The sequence below is a fragment of the Streptomyces nogalater genome (assembly GCF_039532885.1).
Taxonomy (GTDB): Bacteria; Actinomycetota; Actinomycetes; order Streptomycetales; family Streptomycetaceae; genus Streptomyces; species Streptomyces nogalater.
In genome coordinates, this window is sequence record NZ_BAAASM010000063.1 from 1 (window position 1) to 14,795 (window position 14,795).

The following is a 14,795-nucleotide window of genomic DNA, read 5'->3' on the forward strand; positions in this document are numbered from 1 at the left end:
GTGGCCCACCCAGGGGTCCGGTACCGGTCAGGGCCACTGTTCCTTCGGGCCGCTCGCTCGCTTCCACCCCGGGCTGGAGCGGGCCGGGTCAAGGGTGGGCCGCAGGCCCATCGGCGCAGCCGACGCGCAGCGCCCTTGACGCGGACCGCGGAAGCCCGACACTCGCCGGGAAGCGAGCGGCCCGACGGCCACTTGAGGAAAGAGGTGCACGCGTACCACGCAACAGGGCTGACGCCACGTCCACATGGCGTGTACCCCGACCCCACCCCCTGGACATGAGCTGAGGTTAGGCTAACCTACCTTCGAACTTGTCCGGCGGGCGCTTCGCCCCGGTCGAAAGCAGTCATACCCATGTCCCATGCCCGTGTCACCCACCTCACTCGCCGCGGACTGCTCGCCGCGGGCGGCGCCCTCGGCCTCGGTGCCGCGCTCGCCGCCTGCGGGGACGACAAGGGCGAAGACGGCGGCTCCGGCGGGAACGCGGGCACGGGCAAGTCCGGCCCCTGGTCGTTCAAGGACGACCGCGGCACGCCCGTGAAGCTGGACAAGGTCCCCGCGAACATCGTCGCGTTCACCGGTGTCGGTGCCGCGCTGTACGACTACGGCATCCAGGTCAAGGGCGTCTTCGGCCCGACGAAGACCACCGCCGGCAAGCCCGATGTCCAGGCCGGCGACATGGACATCAGCAAGGTGACGGTCCTCGGCAACGCCTGGGGCCAGTTCAACATCGAGAAGTACGCCTCCCTCGCCCCGGACGTGCTCATCACGACCATCTTCGACGGCGCCGGCACCCTCTGGTACGTCCCCGAGGAGTCGAAGAAGAAGATCGGCCAGCTGGCCCCCAGCGTCGGCATCTCCGTCTACGACCGCCAGCTCACCCAGCCGCTCCAGCGCATGTGGGACCTCGCCGAGTCGCTCGGCGCGGACATGAAGGCCGCCAAGGTCACCGACGCCAAGAAGCGGTTCGAGGACGCCGCCGCCCGGCTGCGCGCCGCCGCCAAGGCCAAGCCCGACATCAAGGTGATGGCCGGCAGCGCCAGCGACCAGCTGTTCTACGTCTCCGGCAGCAACCTCTCCATCGACCTGGAGTACTTCAAGTCCCTCGGCGTGAACCTCGTGGAGCCCCCGGAGAGCGCCAAGAAGCAGGGCGGCGGCTGGTACGAGTCGCTGAGCTGGGAGAACGTCGACAAGTACGACGCCGACATCATCATGATGGACGACCGCTCCTCGGCCATCCAGCCCGCCGACATCACCAAGGCCACCTGGAAGAAGCTGCCCGCGGTGAAGGCGGGTCAGGTCATCTCCCGCTCCCCCGAGCCGATCCTCTCGTACGACAAGTGCGTGCCGCTGCTCACCAACCTGGCCGAGGCCCTGGAGAAGGCCAAGAAGGTCAGCTGACCACGGTCCAGCCCGCCCACAAAGCCCTGAACACCACCCTCAGGAGCCACACATGACCACGGCCGTAGCCGCCCCGTTCCGTTTCTTCTCCCTTCAGGTCGTACGGACGAGGCGGCTCGGTCCGTCTCTGGTCCGGGTCACCTTCACCGGATCCGACCTGCACGCCTTCCACTCCGACGGGCGCGACCAGTCCCTGTCGCTGTTCCTGCCGCACCCCGGGCAGAGCGAGCCCGCGGTCCCCCTGGAGCTGGGCGACGGCTGGTGGCAGGGCTGGCGGGAACTCCCCGACGACGTACGGGCCGTGATGCGCTCGTACACGCTGCGGGCGCTGCGCCGCGACCCCGACGAGATCGACATCGACTTCGCCCTGCACGGCGTGGAGCCGGGTGCCGCCACCCCGGCCGGGCCCGCCTCCCGCTGGGCGGCGCGGGCCGCCGCCGGTGACCGGGTGCTGCTGCTCGGGCCGGCCGTCGCCGACAACCGCGCGATCCGCTTCCGTCCGCCCGCGGACGCCGACCTCGTCGTCCTGTGCGGCGACGAGACGGCCGTACCCGCCGCGACCGCGATCCTGGAGTCCCTGCCCGCAGGCACCCGGGTCCGGGCCTGGCTGGAGGTGCCGCACGCCGGTGATGTCCAGGACGTGCGCACGCAGGCGGACGCGGAGATCACGTGGCTCGTGCGGCGCGACGGGTCCCCCATGGCCGTCGACGCCGTACGGGCCGCCCCGCTGCCGGCCGCCGAGCGGCCGTATGTGTGGCTCGCCGGGGAGTCCGGCCAGGTCAAGGCCCTGCGCCGGCACTTCGTCGGCGAACGCGGGGTGGACCGGCGGCGCGTGACGTTCGTCGGCTACTGGCGGCAGGGGCTGACGGAGGAACAGCTGCGCGCGACGGGCGAGTAACCCGGAAGCCCTCCCCCCTCGGCCTGATCCGGCCTGGGGAGAGGCAGGCCCTCACTCGTGAAACTTAGGTTAGGCTAACCTAAGATCATCCCGCACGGACCGTCCCCTCGGAGGACCCCCACATGCGCTCGCACCTGCTCAATGGCCTCACAGCGGAGCACTACCGCCGCTCCGTGACCGAAGGAGTCGAGCGGGTGGCGGCCAAACTCGCCACCACCGACCGTCCGTTCACCGGCGTCACCGTGGACGCCCTCTCCCCCGCCATCGACGCGATCGACCTCGACCGTCCGCTGGGCGACACCACCGCCGTCCTGGACGAGCTGGAGGACGTGTACCTGCGGGACGCGATCTACTTCCACCACCCCCGCTACCTCGCCCACCTCAACTGCCCGGTGGTCATCCCGGCGGTGCTCGCCGAGGCCGTGCTCTCCGCCGTCAACTCCTCGCTGGACACCTGGGACCAGTCGGCCGGCGGCACCCTCATCGAGCGCAAGCTCATCGACTGGACGACCGCCCGCATCGGCCTCGGCCCGGCCGCCGACGGCGTCTTCACCTCCGGCGGCACCCAGTCCAACCTCCAGGCGCTGCTGCTCGCGCGGGAGGAGGCCAAGAGCGACTCGCTCGCCACACTGCGCATCTTCGCCTCCGAGGTCAGCCACTTCAGCGTCAAGAAGTCCGCGAAACTGCTCGGTCTCGGCCCGGACGCCGTCGTCTCCATCCCCGTCGACCACGACAAGCGCATGCAGACGGTCGCCCTCGCCCGCGAACTGGAGCGCTGCGCGCAGGACGGCCTGGTGCCCATGGCCGTCGTCGCCACCGCCGGCACCACCGACTTCGGCTCCATCGATCCGCTGCCGGAGATCGCCGGGCTGTGCGCCCAGTACGACGTGTGGATGCACGTGGACGCCGCCTACGGCTGCGGGCTGCTCGCCTCCCTGAAGTACCGGGACCGCATCGACGGCATCGAGCGCGCCGACTCGGTCACCGTCGACTACCACAAGTCCTTCTTCCAGCCGGTCAGTTCCTCCGCCGTGCTGGTCCGGGACGCGGCCACCCTGCGGCACGCCACCTACCACGCCGAGTACCTCAACCCGCGCCGTATGGTGCAGGAACGTATCCCCAACCAGGTGGACAAGTCCCTCCAGACCACCCGCCGCTTCGACGCCCTCAAGCTGTGGATGACCCTGCGCACGATGGGCGCCGACGGCATCGGGCAGCTCTTCGACGAGGTGTGCGACCTCGCGCGGGAGGGCTGGGAGCTGCTGGCGGCCGACCCGCGCTACGACGTCGTGGTCGAACCCTCCCTGTCCACCCTCGTCTTCCGCTACATCCCGGCGGCCGTCACCGACCCGGCCGAGATCGACCGGGCCAACCTCTACGCCCGCAAGGCCCTGTTCGCCTCCGGTGACGCCGTGGTCGCGGGCACCAAGGTGGCCGGCCGCCACTACCTGAAGTTCACCCTGCTCAACCCCGAGACCAAGGCGGACGACATCGCCGCCGTCCTCGATCTGATCGCCGGCCATGCCGAGCAGTACCTGGGAGAGTCCCTTGACCGCGCGTCCTGACAGCCCGACCAAGACCTACGATTTCGTGGGGATCGGGCTCGGCCCCTTCAACCTCGGCCTCGCCTGCCTCACCGAGCCGATCGCCGAACTGGACGGCGTCTTCCTGGAGTCCAAGCCCGACTTCGAGTGGCACGCCGGGATGTTCCTGGACGGTGCCCACCTCCAGACCCCGTTCATGTCGGACCTGGTCACCCTGGCCGACCCCACCTCGCCGTACTCCTTCCTGAACTACCTGAAGGAGAAGGGCAGACTGTACTCGTTCTACATCCGCGAGAACTTCTACCCGCTGCGCGTGGAGTACGACGACTACTGCCGCTGGGCCGCCGGCAAGCTGAACTGCGTCCGCTTCGGCACCACGGTCACCGAGGTGTCCTACGACGGTGAGCTGTACGTCGTGCGCACCGAGGCCGGGGACACCTACCGCGCCCGGCACCTGGTGCTGGGCACCGGCACCGTCCCCTTCGTCCCCGAGGCGTGCCGGGACCTCGGCGGGGACTTCCTGCACACCTCCCAGTACATGCACCGCAAGGCGGAGCTGCTGGAGAAGAAGTCCATCACCGTGGTCGGCAGCGGCCAGAGCGCGGCCGAGATCTACTACGAGCTGCTGTCGGAGATCGACACCCGCGGCTACCAGCTCAACTGGGTCACCCGCTCCCCGCGGTTCTTCCCGCTGGAGTACACCAAGCTGACCCTGGAGATGACCTCCCCGGACTACATCGACTACTTCCGGGCGCTACCCGAGGAGACCCGCTACCGGCTGGAGAAGCAGCAGAAGGGCCTGTTCAAGGGCATCAACTCGGACCTGATCGACTCCATCTTCGACCTGCTGTACCAGAAGAACGTCGTCAGCGGCGACCGGCCGGTGCCCACCCGGCTGCTGACCAACTCCACGCTGCGCACGGCCGCGTACCAGGACGGCGCCTACACCCTCGGCTTCCACCAGGACGAGCAGGACAAGGACTTCGAGATCGAGACCGAGGGCCTGGTCCTGGCCACCGGCTACCACTACACCCCGCCGGCCTTCCTCGCCCCGATCCGCGACCGGCTCCGCTTCGACGGCCACGGCCGCTTCGACGTGGCCCGCAACTACGCCGTCGACATCACCGGCCGCGGGGTCTTCCTGCAGAACGCCGGTGTCCACACCCACAGCATCACCAGCCCCGACCTGGGCATGGGCGCCTACCGGAACGCGTACATCATCCGAGAGCTGCTCGGCACCGAGTACTACCCGGTCGAGAAGTCCATCGCCTTCCAGGAGTTCGCCGTATGACCTTCACTTTCCGACCCGTCGACCCCCTGAAGGACGCCCAGGTGCTGCACTCCTGGGTCACGCATCCCAAGGCGGCGTTCTGGATGATGCAGGACGCTCGGCTGGAGGACGTCGAGCGGGCCTATATGGAGATCGCGGCGGACGAGCACCACCACGCCCTGTTCGGGCTGCGCGGCGGTGAGCCGGTGTTCCTGATGGAGAAGTACGACCCCGCGCACCGGGAGCTGGTGGGGCTGTACGAGGCGCGGCCCGGGGATGTCGGCATGCACTTCCTGACGCCGGCCACGGACACCCCCGAGCACGGGTTCACCCGGGCCGTGATCACCGCCGTGATGGCGCACCTGTTCGAGGACCCGGCGGTGGAGCGGGTCGTGGTCGAGCCGGACGTCCGCAACACGGCGGTGCACGCCCTGAACGCGGCCGTCGGGTTCGTGCCCGAGCGGGAGATCGACAAGCCGGAGAAGCGGGCGCTGCTGAGCTTCTGCACCCGTGAGCAGTTCAAGAAGGCGGTGACCGCATGACCCTGGCCGACGCCGTGGCCCACCTGTCCCCCGAGCGGTGGGCGAAGGCCAACCGCCTGCTGGTGCGCAAGGCCCTCGCCGAGTTCGCGCACGAGCGGCTGATCACGCCCGAGGAGGACGGCGGCCGGTACGCCGTGCGCAGCGACGACGGGCTGACCGTCTACCGGTTCGCCGCCGTGCGCCGGGCCCTGGACCACTGGCAGATCGACGCCGACTCGATCACCCGGCACCGCGACGGCGAAGAACTCCCGCCGGCCGCGCTGGACTTCTTCATCGAGCTGAAGCAGTCGCTGGGGCTGAGCGACGAGATCCTGCCGGTGTACCTGGAGGAGATCTCCTCCACCCTGTCGGGCACCTGCTACAAGCTCACCAAGCCGCAGGTGACCGCCGCCGAGCTGACGCGCGCCGGGTTCCAGGCGATCGAGACCGGGATGACCGAGGGCCACCCGTGCTTCGTCGCGAACAACGGGCGGCTCGGCTTCGGCGTCCACGAGTACCTGTCGTACGCGCCGGAGACGGCGAGCCCGGTGCGGCTGGTGTGGCTGGCCGCGCACCGCTCCCGGGCCGCGTTCACGGCCGGCGTGGGGATCGAGTACGAGTCGTTCCTGCGCGAGGAGCTGGGCGAGCAGACGGTGGCGCGGTTCCGGGCCCGCCTCACCGACCGGGGCCTGGACCCCGCCGACTACCTGTTCATACCGGTCCACCCCTGGCAGTGGTGGAACAAGCTCAGCGTCACCTTCGCCGCGGAGGTGGCCCGGAACCTGCTGGTGCCGCTCGGCGAGGGCGACGACGAGTACCTGGCCCAGCAGTCGATCCGTACCTTCTTCAACACCAGCGCCCCGCACAAGCACTATGTGAAGACGGCCCTGTCGGTCCTCAACATGGGCTTCATGCGGGGTCTGTCGGCCGCCTACATGGAGGCCACCCCGGCGATCAACGACTGGCTGGCCCGGCTGATCGAGAGCGACCCGGTGCTGAAGGCGAGCGGCCTGTCGATCATCCGGGAGCGGGCGGCCGTCGGCTACCGGCACCTGGAGTACGAGCAGGCCACCGACCGCTACTCGCCCTACCGCAAGATGCTGGCCGCGCTGTGGCGGGAGAGCCCGGTGCCCTCGCTGGAAGAGGGCGAGTCCCTGGCGACGATGGCCTCGCTGCTGCACGTCGACCACGAGGGCGCCTCCTTCGCGGGCGCGCTGATCGAGCGGTCGGGCCTGTCCCCGGTGGAGTGGCTGCGGCGGTATCTGCGGGCCTACTACACCCCGCTGCTGCACAGCTTCTACGCCTACGACCTGGTGTTCATGCCGCACGGTGAGAACACGATCCTGGTGCTGCGGGACGGGGCGGTACGGCGGGCGGTCTACAAGGACATCGCCGAGGAGATCGCCGTCATGGACCCGGACGCGGCGCTGCCGCCGGAGGTCAAGCGCATCCGCGTGGAGGTCCCCGAGGACAAGAAGCTGCTGTCGATCTTCACGGACGTCTTCGACTGCTTCTTCCGCTTCCTCGCCGCCCAGCTGGCCGCCGAGGGCATCCTGGAGGAGGACGGCTTCTGGCGCACGGTCGCCGAGGTCACCCGCGAGTACCAGGAGGCGAACCCGCAGCTGGCCGACCGGTTCCGGCAGTACGACATGTTCGCCCCGGAGTTCGCGCTGTCCTGCCTCAACCGGCTCCAGCTGCGCAACAACCGGCAGATGGTGGACCTCGCCGATCCGTCCGGCGCGCTCCAGCTGGTCGGCACCCTGAAGAACCCCCTCGCCGGGTTCTGACGGCCCCGCAGGCGGACGGGCACCCCGGAGTACGGTCCTCCGGGGTGCCCGTCGGGCTTTCTCGGGTCAGGGTGCCGGCCAGGGCACCTGGGGTGAGTGGTAGTAGCGGATGCCGAGGGCGTCCCAGCGCGGGCCCTGCGCGGCCAGCCGCTCCCGGTAGCCGTTCCAGCCCAGCCGGGCGGCCGGCGACCAGCCCAGCTCGGCCGCTCCGGCGAACCGGGGGAAGGACAGGTACTCGATGTCGGCGGTGGTCTGCACCGTCTCCGTCCACAACGGCGCCTCGACGCCCCGGACGGCCGAGGCGGGCACCCCGGCGAGATAGGTGCCCGGGTCCCAGTCGTAGGAGCGCTGCACCTCCACCAGGCCCGCCCACTTGGTGCCGATGGGCGTGGCGGCGGTGTACTTCATGTCGAGGTAGATCCGGTCGGCCGGGGACAGGACGATCCCGGTGCCGTTCCGTGCGGCCTGCGCCACCTGTTCCTTCTCGGCCGCGCCGGTGCGGTCCAGGCCCCAGTACTGGGCGAGGGCGCCCCGGGCCGGGCGGGCGCCGGTGAGCTGGTGCCAGCCGATGACCGTCTTGCCGTAGCGGGCGACCACCGGCTGCACCCGGTCCATGAAGGCCACGTAGTCGGGGTGGCTGGTGGAGTGCGCCTCGTCGCCGCCGATGTGCAGATAACGGCCGGGGGTGAGGGCGGCCAGCTCGCGGATCACGTCGTCCACGAAGTCGTAGGTGACCTCCTTGGGCACGCACAGCGAGCTGAAGCCGACCCGGGTGCCGGTGTAGGGCGGGGGTGCCACGCCGTCGCAGTTGAGCTCGGCGTAGGAGGACAGGGCCGCGTTGGTGTGGCCGGGCATGTCGATCTCGGGGACGACCTCCAGGTAGCGGGAGGCCGCGTACCGGACGATCTCCCGGTAGTCGGCCTTGGTGTAGTAGCCGCCCGGTCCGCCGCCGACCTGGGTGGCGCCGCCGTGGGTGGCCAGGCGCGGCCAGGAGTCGACGGCGATGCGCCAGCCCTGGTCGTCGCTGAGGTGCAGGTGCAGTTTGTTGACCTTGTAGAGGGCCACCTGGTCGATGTAGCGCTTGACCTGGGCGACGGTGAAGAAGTGCCGGGCCACGTCGAGCATGGCGCCCCGGTAGGCGTAGCGGGGGCGGTCCTGGATGGTGCCGCCGGCGATTCTCCAGGGGCCGCGCTGCACGGTCTTCTTCTCGACGGCCGCCGGGAGGAGCTGGCGCAGGGTCTGGACGCCGTGGAAGAGCCCGGCGGGGGTGCGTGCGGTGAGGGTGACGCCGCCGGCGCCGCTGTGCAGCCGGTAGCCCTCGGCGCCGAAGTCGCCGTTCTGCAACCGGAGCCGGATGCCGCCGCCGTGGTCGGTGAGCGGCAGCGGATAGCCGGTGGACGGGCGCAGGATGCCGGCGAGGTAGGCGCCGACGCGGCGGACCTCGGCGGGGCCGTCGACGCGGATGCCGGTGGCGCGGGTGATGCGGTACGGGGTGCCGCCCGGTGTGACGGAGGCGGGTGCCGGGACCACCCGGTCCAGGGGCGAGGGGGTGGCGGCCTGGACCTCGGGGGCCGCGCCGACACCGGAGATGCCGGCCGCCGCGAGCAGCAGCAGGGTTCCGAGGATGCGGAACGTCCGGGGAGTCGTGCCGTGGTTCGGTCTCACATGCGCTCCCTTCGGGTAAGGGGAGGTGACCGTCTGACGGGGTCGTCCTCCACTGTGCCGCAGATCGGGTGAAACAATCCCCGTATGGCGGACATCATCCAGAAGGACGGCACCTGGGCCTTCGACGGCGACACTCTGCGGATCACCCCGGGCCGGGAGAAGAACGTGGGTCTGCTCCGCCGTGAGCTGGGCGAACTCGTCGTGCCGCTGCGTGCGTTGGCCGGGGTGTCCGTCGAGCAGGGCCGGAAGTCGGGGCGGCTCAGGCTGCGGCTGCGCGACGGTGCCGATCCGCTGCTCCAGGCCACCGCCGGCCGGCTGGCCGAGCCGCACGACCCCTACCAGCTCGTCGTGGAGCCCGACCGGTACGGCGTGGCCGAGTACGTCGCCGACGAGGTGCGCAACGCCCTGCTGCTGGAGGGGGTTTCGTCCGGCCCGGTCGACGAGTACCTGCTGCCGGGCCCGTCGCTGCCGGTGTCCGCCTCGGCCGGGGACGGCACCGCGAGCTTCGACGGGGAGCGGGTGCGGCTGGAGTGGAACTGGAAGACGGAGGAGTCCAAGGCGTCGGCCGGCCCCCGCACGATTCCGCTCGCCGACCTCACCGGTGTGGAGTGGCAGCCGGCGGCCGGTCTGGAGAACGGGCACCTGCGGTTCCTGGTGCGCGGCGCCCCCCTCGGCGCGCCGCCCAAGTACGACCCGAACGCGGTGGAGTTGTGGGGGTTTAGGAAGGACCCGCTGATGGCCTTGGTCGCGGCGGCGGTGCAGGCACGGCTGCCGCATCCCTCGGCCGCGCGGGCGGACGCACGGCGGCTCCCGGCACAGCGGACCGGGGAGCAGGCCGGTGAGCAGGCCGGGCAGCGGGCCGGGGACGACCACGACACGCTGCTGCGGCGGCTGCGGGAGCTGGGCGAGCTGCACCGCGACGGGGTGCTGACGGACGAGGAGTTCGCGGTGGCCAAGCAGGCGGTCCTCAAGCGCCTGTGAGGACCGCCCGGCCCGCGGGGGCTACTTGGCCGTGCGGGACACCGTGAAGTGGTCGATGCGCTCGCCGGTCTCGGCGATGCCCGACACCTTCAGGGTGGCCTGGCGGCCCCTGGGCGCGGGGCTGACGTCCACGCGCAGGAAGGAGTAGTCCAGGTAGCGCACCCGGGACCAGCCGACGGTCTCGTGGACCTTGCCGTCCTTGGTGTTGACGAACGAGGCCACGGAGTCCGTCTCGTGCTCGTGGCCCTCGTAGGTGTCGGGGGCGGAGAAGGCGTACAGGCTGCGGCCGGCCGCGCCGGCGGTGACGTAGACCACGCCGTCGGTCTCGGGGTAGGCCGTGCCGCCGACGGGCAGCTTCCTGGCGACCGCGCCCGCCTTGATGACGTCGGTGCGCTCGTACTGGTGGTTGTGGCCGTTGATGACCAGGTCCACCGTGTACTTCTCGAACAGCGGCACCCACTCCTGGCGCACCCCGCCCTCGGAGGCGTGGGCGGTGGAGGTGCAGTAGGCGCAGTGGTGGAAGAAGACGACGATGAAGTCCACGTCCTTGGCGGCGCGGTACTTCTTCAGCTGCCCCTCCAGCCACGTCGTCTGGGTTCCTCCGGATATGCCCAGGTTCGCCGGGATCTCGAAGGAGATGTCGTTGGCGTCGAGGGAGATGACGGCGGTGTTGCCGTAGACGAAGGAGTAGACGCCGGGCAGGTTCTTCCGGTCCGGCCCGTTGTCCGGCAGGGTCCAGCGGGCGTCCTCGCCGCCGTAGCCGTTGGGCGAGTACCAGGCCTCCATGTCGTGGTTGCCGTACGCCGGCATCCACGGGACCTGCTTGGCGACGGTCTCGGTCTGGGCGAGGAAGGAGTCCCAGGTGCGCGCGTCGAAGCCGGTGTCGGCGGTCTTGCCCGCGCCGGCGGGGTCGGCGTAGGCGATGTCGCCGGCGTGCAGGTGGAAGGCGGGGTTCTGGCCGAGCAGGAGGCTGTTGTTGGCCAGGCCGTGGTAGCCGACGCCCTCGTCGCCGAAGGCGGTGAAGGTGAAGGGCGCCTTGTGGGCGGGGGCGGTGGTGAAGGTGCCCACGGTGCCCAGCAGGTGCGGCTCGGCCGGGTCGAAGCCCTGGTGGCCGACGCCGTAGTAGTAGGTCCTGCCGGGGCGCAGGTGGCCGAGCCTGGCGTGCAGGTAGTACTGGGTGTGGTCGCCGCTCGCGCCGACCCCGGCCGGGGTGTACAGGGTGCGGACCTCGGCTTCGATCCTGCGGGAGAGGTCCCAGGGGTGGGCGCCGATCCGGATGAACGGCTTCCTGACGGCGACCGGGACCTGCCAGGAGACGGTGATCTCGGTGCGCGGGTCGTTGCCCCAGGCCAGGTGGCGGCCGAAGGGGGCGACACGGGCGCCGTCGACCGGTGCGGCGGCGGGGGCGGCGTCCCGGACCGGCCCGGCGGCCCGGGCGGTGGCACCCGGCACGAACGCGCCACCGGTGACGGCACCCAGGGTGACCGCGCCGCCCCTGATCAGGGTGCGCCGCGAGAACCTGGCGCGCAGGTACTCGTGCTGTTCGGCCATACTCATGCGCTCGGCCAGCTTCTCGGGAACGCCCATACGAGGAATGTCCATGGCGTCTGAAACTCGTCGGCCCGGGCAACGGGATGCAGGACTCCGGATGGACAGGAGGCGAACAGGGCGCCATAAGAGTTTCAACGGCCCTCTGCCCGGAATCGGGCACGATTCTTGCGAAACAGGCGCCGGTACCCCAGGATCTACCGGGTGCACGACGAACTCGTAGATCATCTGACGCGGTCCACGCCCCTGAGCCGGGGCGAGGCGCTGCGCGTGGTCCAGGACGTGCTCGCCTACTTCGACGAGACGACCCAGGAGTACGTCCGTCGCCGCCACCGCGAGCTCCAGGCCCAGGGCCTGGTGAACGCGGAGATCTTCCAGCGGATCGAGGCGGACCTGAAATACCGGGCGGTGGCGCCGCCGGAGCTGACGCTCAGGCAGCTGCGCCGCATGGTCTACGGCTGAGAGGCCGCAGCCCCGACCCTCCCCCGGCCCGGCCGCCTCCGGCCCGGACCAGCGACAGCCAAGGGATACCTCTATATATGTGCGGAATTGTCGGTTACATCGGGAAGCGTGACGTAGCCCCCCTCCTCCTGGAGGGCCTCCAGCGCCTGGAGTACCGCGGCTACGACTCCGCGGGCATCGTCGTCACCTCCCCGAAGGCGCCCGGCCTGAAGATGGTCAAGGCCAAGGGCCGGGTGCGCGACCTGGAGGCCAGGGTCCCGGCGCGCTTCAAGGGCACCACCGGCATCGCCCACACCCGCTGGGCCACCCACGGCGCCCCCTCCGACGTCAACGCCCACCCGCACATGTCGGCCGACCAGAAGGTGGCCGTCGTCCACAACGGCATCATCGACAACGCCTCCGAGCTGCGCCGCAAGCTGGAGGCGGACGGTGTCGAGTTCCTCTCCGAGACCGACACCGAGGTCCTCACCCACCTGATCACCCGCTCGCAGGCCGAGAAGCTGGAGGACAAGGTCCGCCAGGCGGTCCGGCTGGTCGAGGGCACCTACGGCATCGCCGTCCTGCACGCCGACTTCCCGGACCGGATCGTGGTGGCCCGCAACGGCTCCCCGGTCGTCCTCGGCATCGGCGAGAAGGAGATGTTCGTCGCCTCCGACATCGCCGCGCTGGTCACCCACACCCGCCAGATAGTGACCCTCGACGACGGCGAGATGGCCACCCTCAAGGCCGACGACTTCCGCACCTACACCACCGAGGGCACGCGCACCACCGCCGAGCCCACCACGGTGGAGTGGGAGGCCGAGTCGTACGACATGGGCGGCCACGACACCTACATGCACAAGGAGATCTTCGAGCAGGCCGACGCCGTGGACCGGGTGCTGCGCGGCCGGATCGACGACCGGTTCTCCACCGTGCACCTCGGCGGCCTCAACCTGGACGCCCGCGAGGCCCGGCGGATCCGCCGGGTGAAGATCCTCGGCTGCGGCACCTCGTACCACGCGGGCATGATCGGCGCCCAGATGATCGAGGAGCTGGCCCGCATCCCCGCCGACGCCGAGCCGGCCTCCGAGTTCCGCTACCGCAACGCGGTCGTGGACCCCGACACCCTGTACATCGCGGTCTCCCAGTCCGGTGAGACGTACGACGTCCTGGCCGCCGTACAGGAGCTGAAGCGCAAGGGCGCGCGGGTCCTCGGCGTGGTCAACGTGGTCGGCTCGGCGATCGCCCGCGAGGCCGACGGCGGCGTCTACGTGCACGCGGGCCCGGAGGTCTGCGTCGTCTCCACCAAGTGCTTCACCAACACCACGGTGGCCTTCGCCCTGCTCGCGCTGCACCTGGGCCGCACCCGCGACCTGTCGGTCCGCGACGGCAAGCGGATCATCGAGGGCCTGCGCAGGCTGCCCGGGCAGATCTCCGAGATCCTCAAGCAGGAGGAGGAGATCAAGCGGCTGGCGGAGAAGTACGCCGACGCCCGCTCGATGCTCTTCATCGGCCGCGTCCGGGGCTACCCGGTGGCCCGCGAGGCCTCCCTGAAGCTCAAGGAGGTCTCCTACATCCACGCCGAGGCCTACCCGGCCTCCGAGCTGAAGCACGGCCCGCTGGCCCTCATCGAGCCGGCCCTGCCCACGGTCGCGATCGTGCCCGACGACGACCTGCTGGAGAAGAACCGCGCGGCCCTGGAGGAGATCAAGGCCCGCGAGGGCAAGATCCTGGCGGTGGCCCACCAGCACCAGGAAAAGGCGGACCAGACCATCGTCGTCCCGAAGAACGAGGACGAGCTGGACCCGATCCTGATGGGCATCCCCCTCCAGCTCCTCGCCTACCACACGGCGAAGGCGCTCGGCCGGGACATCGACAAGCCGAGGAACCTCGCCAAGTCGGTGACGGTCGAGTAGGAATCCGCCCGGAACACAGAACGGACCCCCGCGTGCGCCACCGGACACGCGGGGGTCCTTCTCATGCCGCTCGACTTCGACCGGTGGCCGTCACCCCCCGGCCCGCGGCACGCCGGGACACCACTGTCGGCCAGTGCGCGAGCGCCGCCGTCGCCGCGTACCAGGCCACCGCCCCCGCGGCGACGGCCAGCCAGCCGCCGGCCCGCGCGAGCACGGAACTGCCGGCGAAGGCCGCGACGGCCAGCACCAGCATCGACAGGAACAGCAGCCCGTACAGCAGTCGGCCGAGGCCGTCCCGGCCGGTGAGCGTCAGGGTGAGGGCGACCAGGGCGAACAGCAGCAGGAAGAGCCCGGCGGCGTTGGCCGGTCCGCGGTCCGACACGGCCCAGGCGAACCACAGGGCACCGAGCGTGACATACCCCGCGCCGGAGGCGGCGGCACCGTCGTGCAGGGCCAGCAGGCCGACGAGGAAGAGGGTGACCCCGCCGACGTAGTGCGCGACGGTCACGGTGTCGGCGGCGTCCACTCCGTGGACGACGCCGGTCGTCCCGAGCCCGAACGCCAAGAGGGTGAGGGCGAGGGCCAGTCGGCCGGCCACGGCGGTGCTCACGTTTCCCGCTGAGACGTCGTTGTCCACGGCGGGCTCCCTTCGTGCAGGTGCGGTGGTGCGGTGCCCGGTATATGCCCCCCACCAGGGCGGGAACACCTGCTACGCGCCAGTAGTCCGCCTGTGCGCAAAGGGAGTTGAGGGGGCGTGGGATGCCCTAGGCCGTTTCTTTCAGATCATCGGATCGTTGGTCTGGGTGTGTCGTTGACTGACGCCCAG

Annotated in this window: 12 protein-coding genes; 9 read left to right on the forward strand and 3 right to left on the reverse strand. The window is 70.6% G+C overall.

From position 1 onward, the window contains the following. The first annotated feature begins 351 nt into the window (after window positions 1–351). The 6 genes from ABD350_RS32595 (at window position 352) to ABD350_RS32620 (ending at window position 7,418) form a co-directional block, all read left to right on the forward strand. Window positions 352–1,398 carry an ABC transporter substrate-binding protein gene (locus ABD350_RS32595; protein WP_344352545.1) on the forward strand — a complete coding sequence of 349 codons (1,047 nt, stop codon included), beginning with the start codon at window positions 352–354 and terminating at the stop codon, window positions 1,396–1,398. Window positions 1,399–1,450: 52 nt separating this feature from the next. Beyond that, window positions 1,451–2,296: a siderophore-interacting protein gene (locus tag ABD350_RS32600; protein ID WP_344352546.1), complete on the forward strand. Its 846-nt coding sequence runs from the start codon at window positions 1,451–1,453 to the stop codon at window positions 2,294–2,296. Window positions 2,297–2,418: 122 nt separating this feature from the next. After that, window positions 2,419–3,861 (forward strand): lysine decarboxylase DesA, encoded by a 1,443-nt coding sequence (gene desA, locus ABD350_RS32605; RefSeq protein ID WP_344352547.1) that lies wholly within the window; start codon window positions 2,419–2,421, stop codon window positions 3,859–3,861. Further along, window positions 3,845–5,131: a lysine N(6)-hydroxylase/L-ornithine N(5)-oxygenase family protein gene (locus ABD350_RS32610; RefSeq protein WP_344352548.1), complete on the forward strand. Its 1,287-nt coding sequence runs from the start codon at window positions 3,845–3,847 to the stop codon at window positions 5,129–5,131. The genes desA and ABD350_RS32610 overlap by 17 nt, the downstream gene beginning before the upstream one ends. Next, window positions 5,128–5,652 carry a GNAT family N-acetyltransferase gene (locus ABD350_RS32615; RefSeq protein WP_344352549.1) on the forward strand — a complete coding sequence of 175 codons (525 nt, stop codon included), beginning with the start codon at window positions 5,128–5,130 and terminating at the stop codon, window positions 5,650–5,652. Before ABD350_RS32610 ends, ABD350_RS32615 begins: the two co-directional genes overlap by 4 nt. Continuing rightward, window positions 5,649–7,418, forward strand: coding sequence for an IucA/IucC family protein (locus ABD350_RS32620; protein ID WP_344352550.1), 1,770 nt, complete (start codon window positions 5,649–5,651; stop codon window positions 7,416–7,418). Before ABD350_RS32615 ends, ABD350_RS32620 begins: the two co-directional genes overlap by 4 nt. A gap of 66 nt (window positions 7,419–7,484) precedes the next feature. Here ABD350_RS32620 and ABD350_RS32625 read toward each other — a convergent pair whose 3' ends face one another. Beyond that, on the reverse strand, window positions 7,485–9,083 hold the full coding sequence (locus tag ABD350_RS32625) for a beta-N-acetylhexosaminidase (protein WP_344352551.1): 1,599 nt from the start codon (window positions 9,081–9,083) through the stop codon (window positions 7,485–7,487). 84 nt (window positions 9,084–9,167) lie between these two features. Here ABD350_RS32625 and ABD350_RS32630 point away from each other — a divergent pair, with 84 nt between their 5' ends. Further along, on the forward strand, window positions 9,168–10,064 hold the full coding sequence (locus ABD350_RS32630; protein ID WP_344352552.1) for a DUF4429 domain-containing protein: 897 nt from the start codon (window positions 9,168–9,170) through the stop codon (window positions 10,062–10,064). A 21-nt stretch (window positions 10,065–10,085) separates the two neighbouring features. Here the strand turns inward: ABD350_RS32630 and ABD350_RS32635 are convergent, their stop codons facing one another. Continuing rightward, window positions 10,086–11,651, reverse strand: coding sequence for a purple acid phosphatase family protein (locus tag ABD350_RS32635; protein WP_344352553.1), 1,566 nt, complete (start codon window positions 11,649–11,651; stop codon window positions 10,086–10,088). Window positions 11,652–11,816: 165 nt separating this feature from the next. On the opposite strand from ABD350_RS32635, the gene ABD350_RS32640 reads away from it, so the two are divergent. Further along, window positions 11,817–12,074 carry a hypothetical protein gene (locus ABD350_RS32640; protein WP_189995723.1) on the forward strand — a complete coding sequence of 86 codons (258 nt, stop codon included), beginning with the start codon at window positions 11,817–11,819 and terminating at the stop codon, window positions 12,072–12,074. A 77-nt stretch (window positions 12,075–12,151) separates the two neighbouring features. Next, window positions 12,152–13,969, forward strand: a complete 1,818-nt coding sequence (glmS, locus tag ABD350_RS32645; protein WP_344352554.1) for a glutamine--fructose-6-phosphate transaminase (isomerizing) — start codon at window positions 12,152–12,154, stop codon at window positions 13,967–13,969. A 61-nt stretch (window positions 13,970–14,030) separates the two neighbouring features. On the opposite strand, the gene ABD350_RS32650 is transcribed toward glmS, so the two are convergent. Beyond that, window positions 14,031–14,606, reverse strand: coding sequence for a GPR1/FUN34/YaaH family transporter (locus tag ABD350_RS32650; protein WP_344352555.1), 576 nt, complete (start codon window positions 14,604–14,606; stop codon window positions 14,031–14,033). Window positions 14,607–14,795 lie beyond the last annotated feature (189 nt).

Bases quoted from the DNA above. Each gene is read 5' to 3' on its own strand.
- ABD350_RS32595 (WP_344352545.1), top strand. From the start codon at position 352: ATGTCCCATGCCCGTGTCACCCACCTCACTCGCCGCGGACTGCTCGCC.
- ABD350_RS32600 (WP_344352546.1), top strand. From the start codon at position 1,451: ATGACCACGGCCGTAGCCGCCCCGTTCCGTTTCTTCTCCCTTCAGGTC.
- desA (WP_344352547.1), top strand. From the start codon at position 2,419: ATGCGCTCGCACCTGCTCAATGGCCTCACAGCGGAGCACTACCGCCGC.
- ABD350_RS32615 (WP_344352549.1), top strand. From the start codon at position 5,128: ATGACCTTCACTTTCCGACCCGTCGACCCCCTGAAGGACGCCCAGGTG.
- ABD350_RS32620 (WP_344352550.1), top strand. From the start codon at position 5,649: ATGACCCTGGCCGACGCCGTGGCCCACCTGTCCCCCGAGCGGTGGGCG.
- ABD350_RS32630 (WP_344352552.1), top strand. From the start codon at position 9,168: ATGGCGGACATCATCCAGAAGGACGGCACCTGGGCCTTCGACGGCGAC.
- ABD350_RS32635 (WP_344352553.1), bottom strand. From the start codon at position 11,651: ATGGGCGTTCCCGAGAAGCTGGCCGAGCGCATGAGTATGGCCGAACAG.
- glmS (WP_344352554.1), top strand. From the start codon at position 12,152: ATGTGCGGAATTGTCGGTTACATCGGGAAGCGTGACGTAGCCCCCCTC.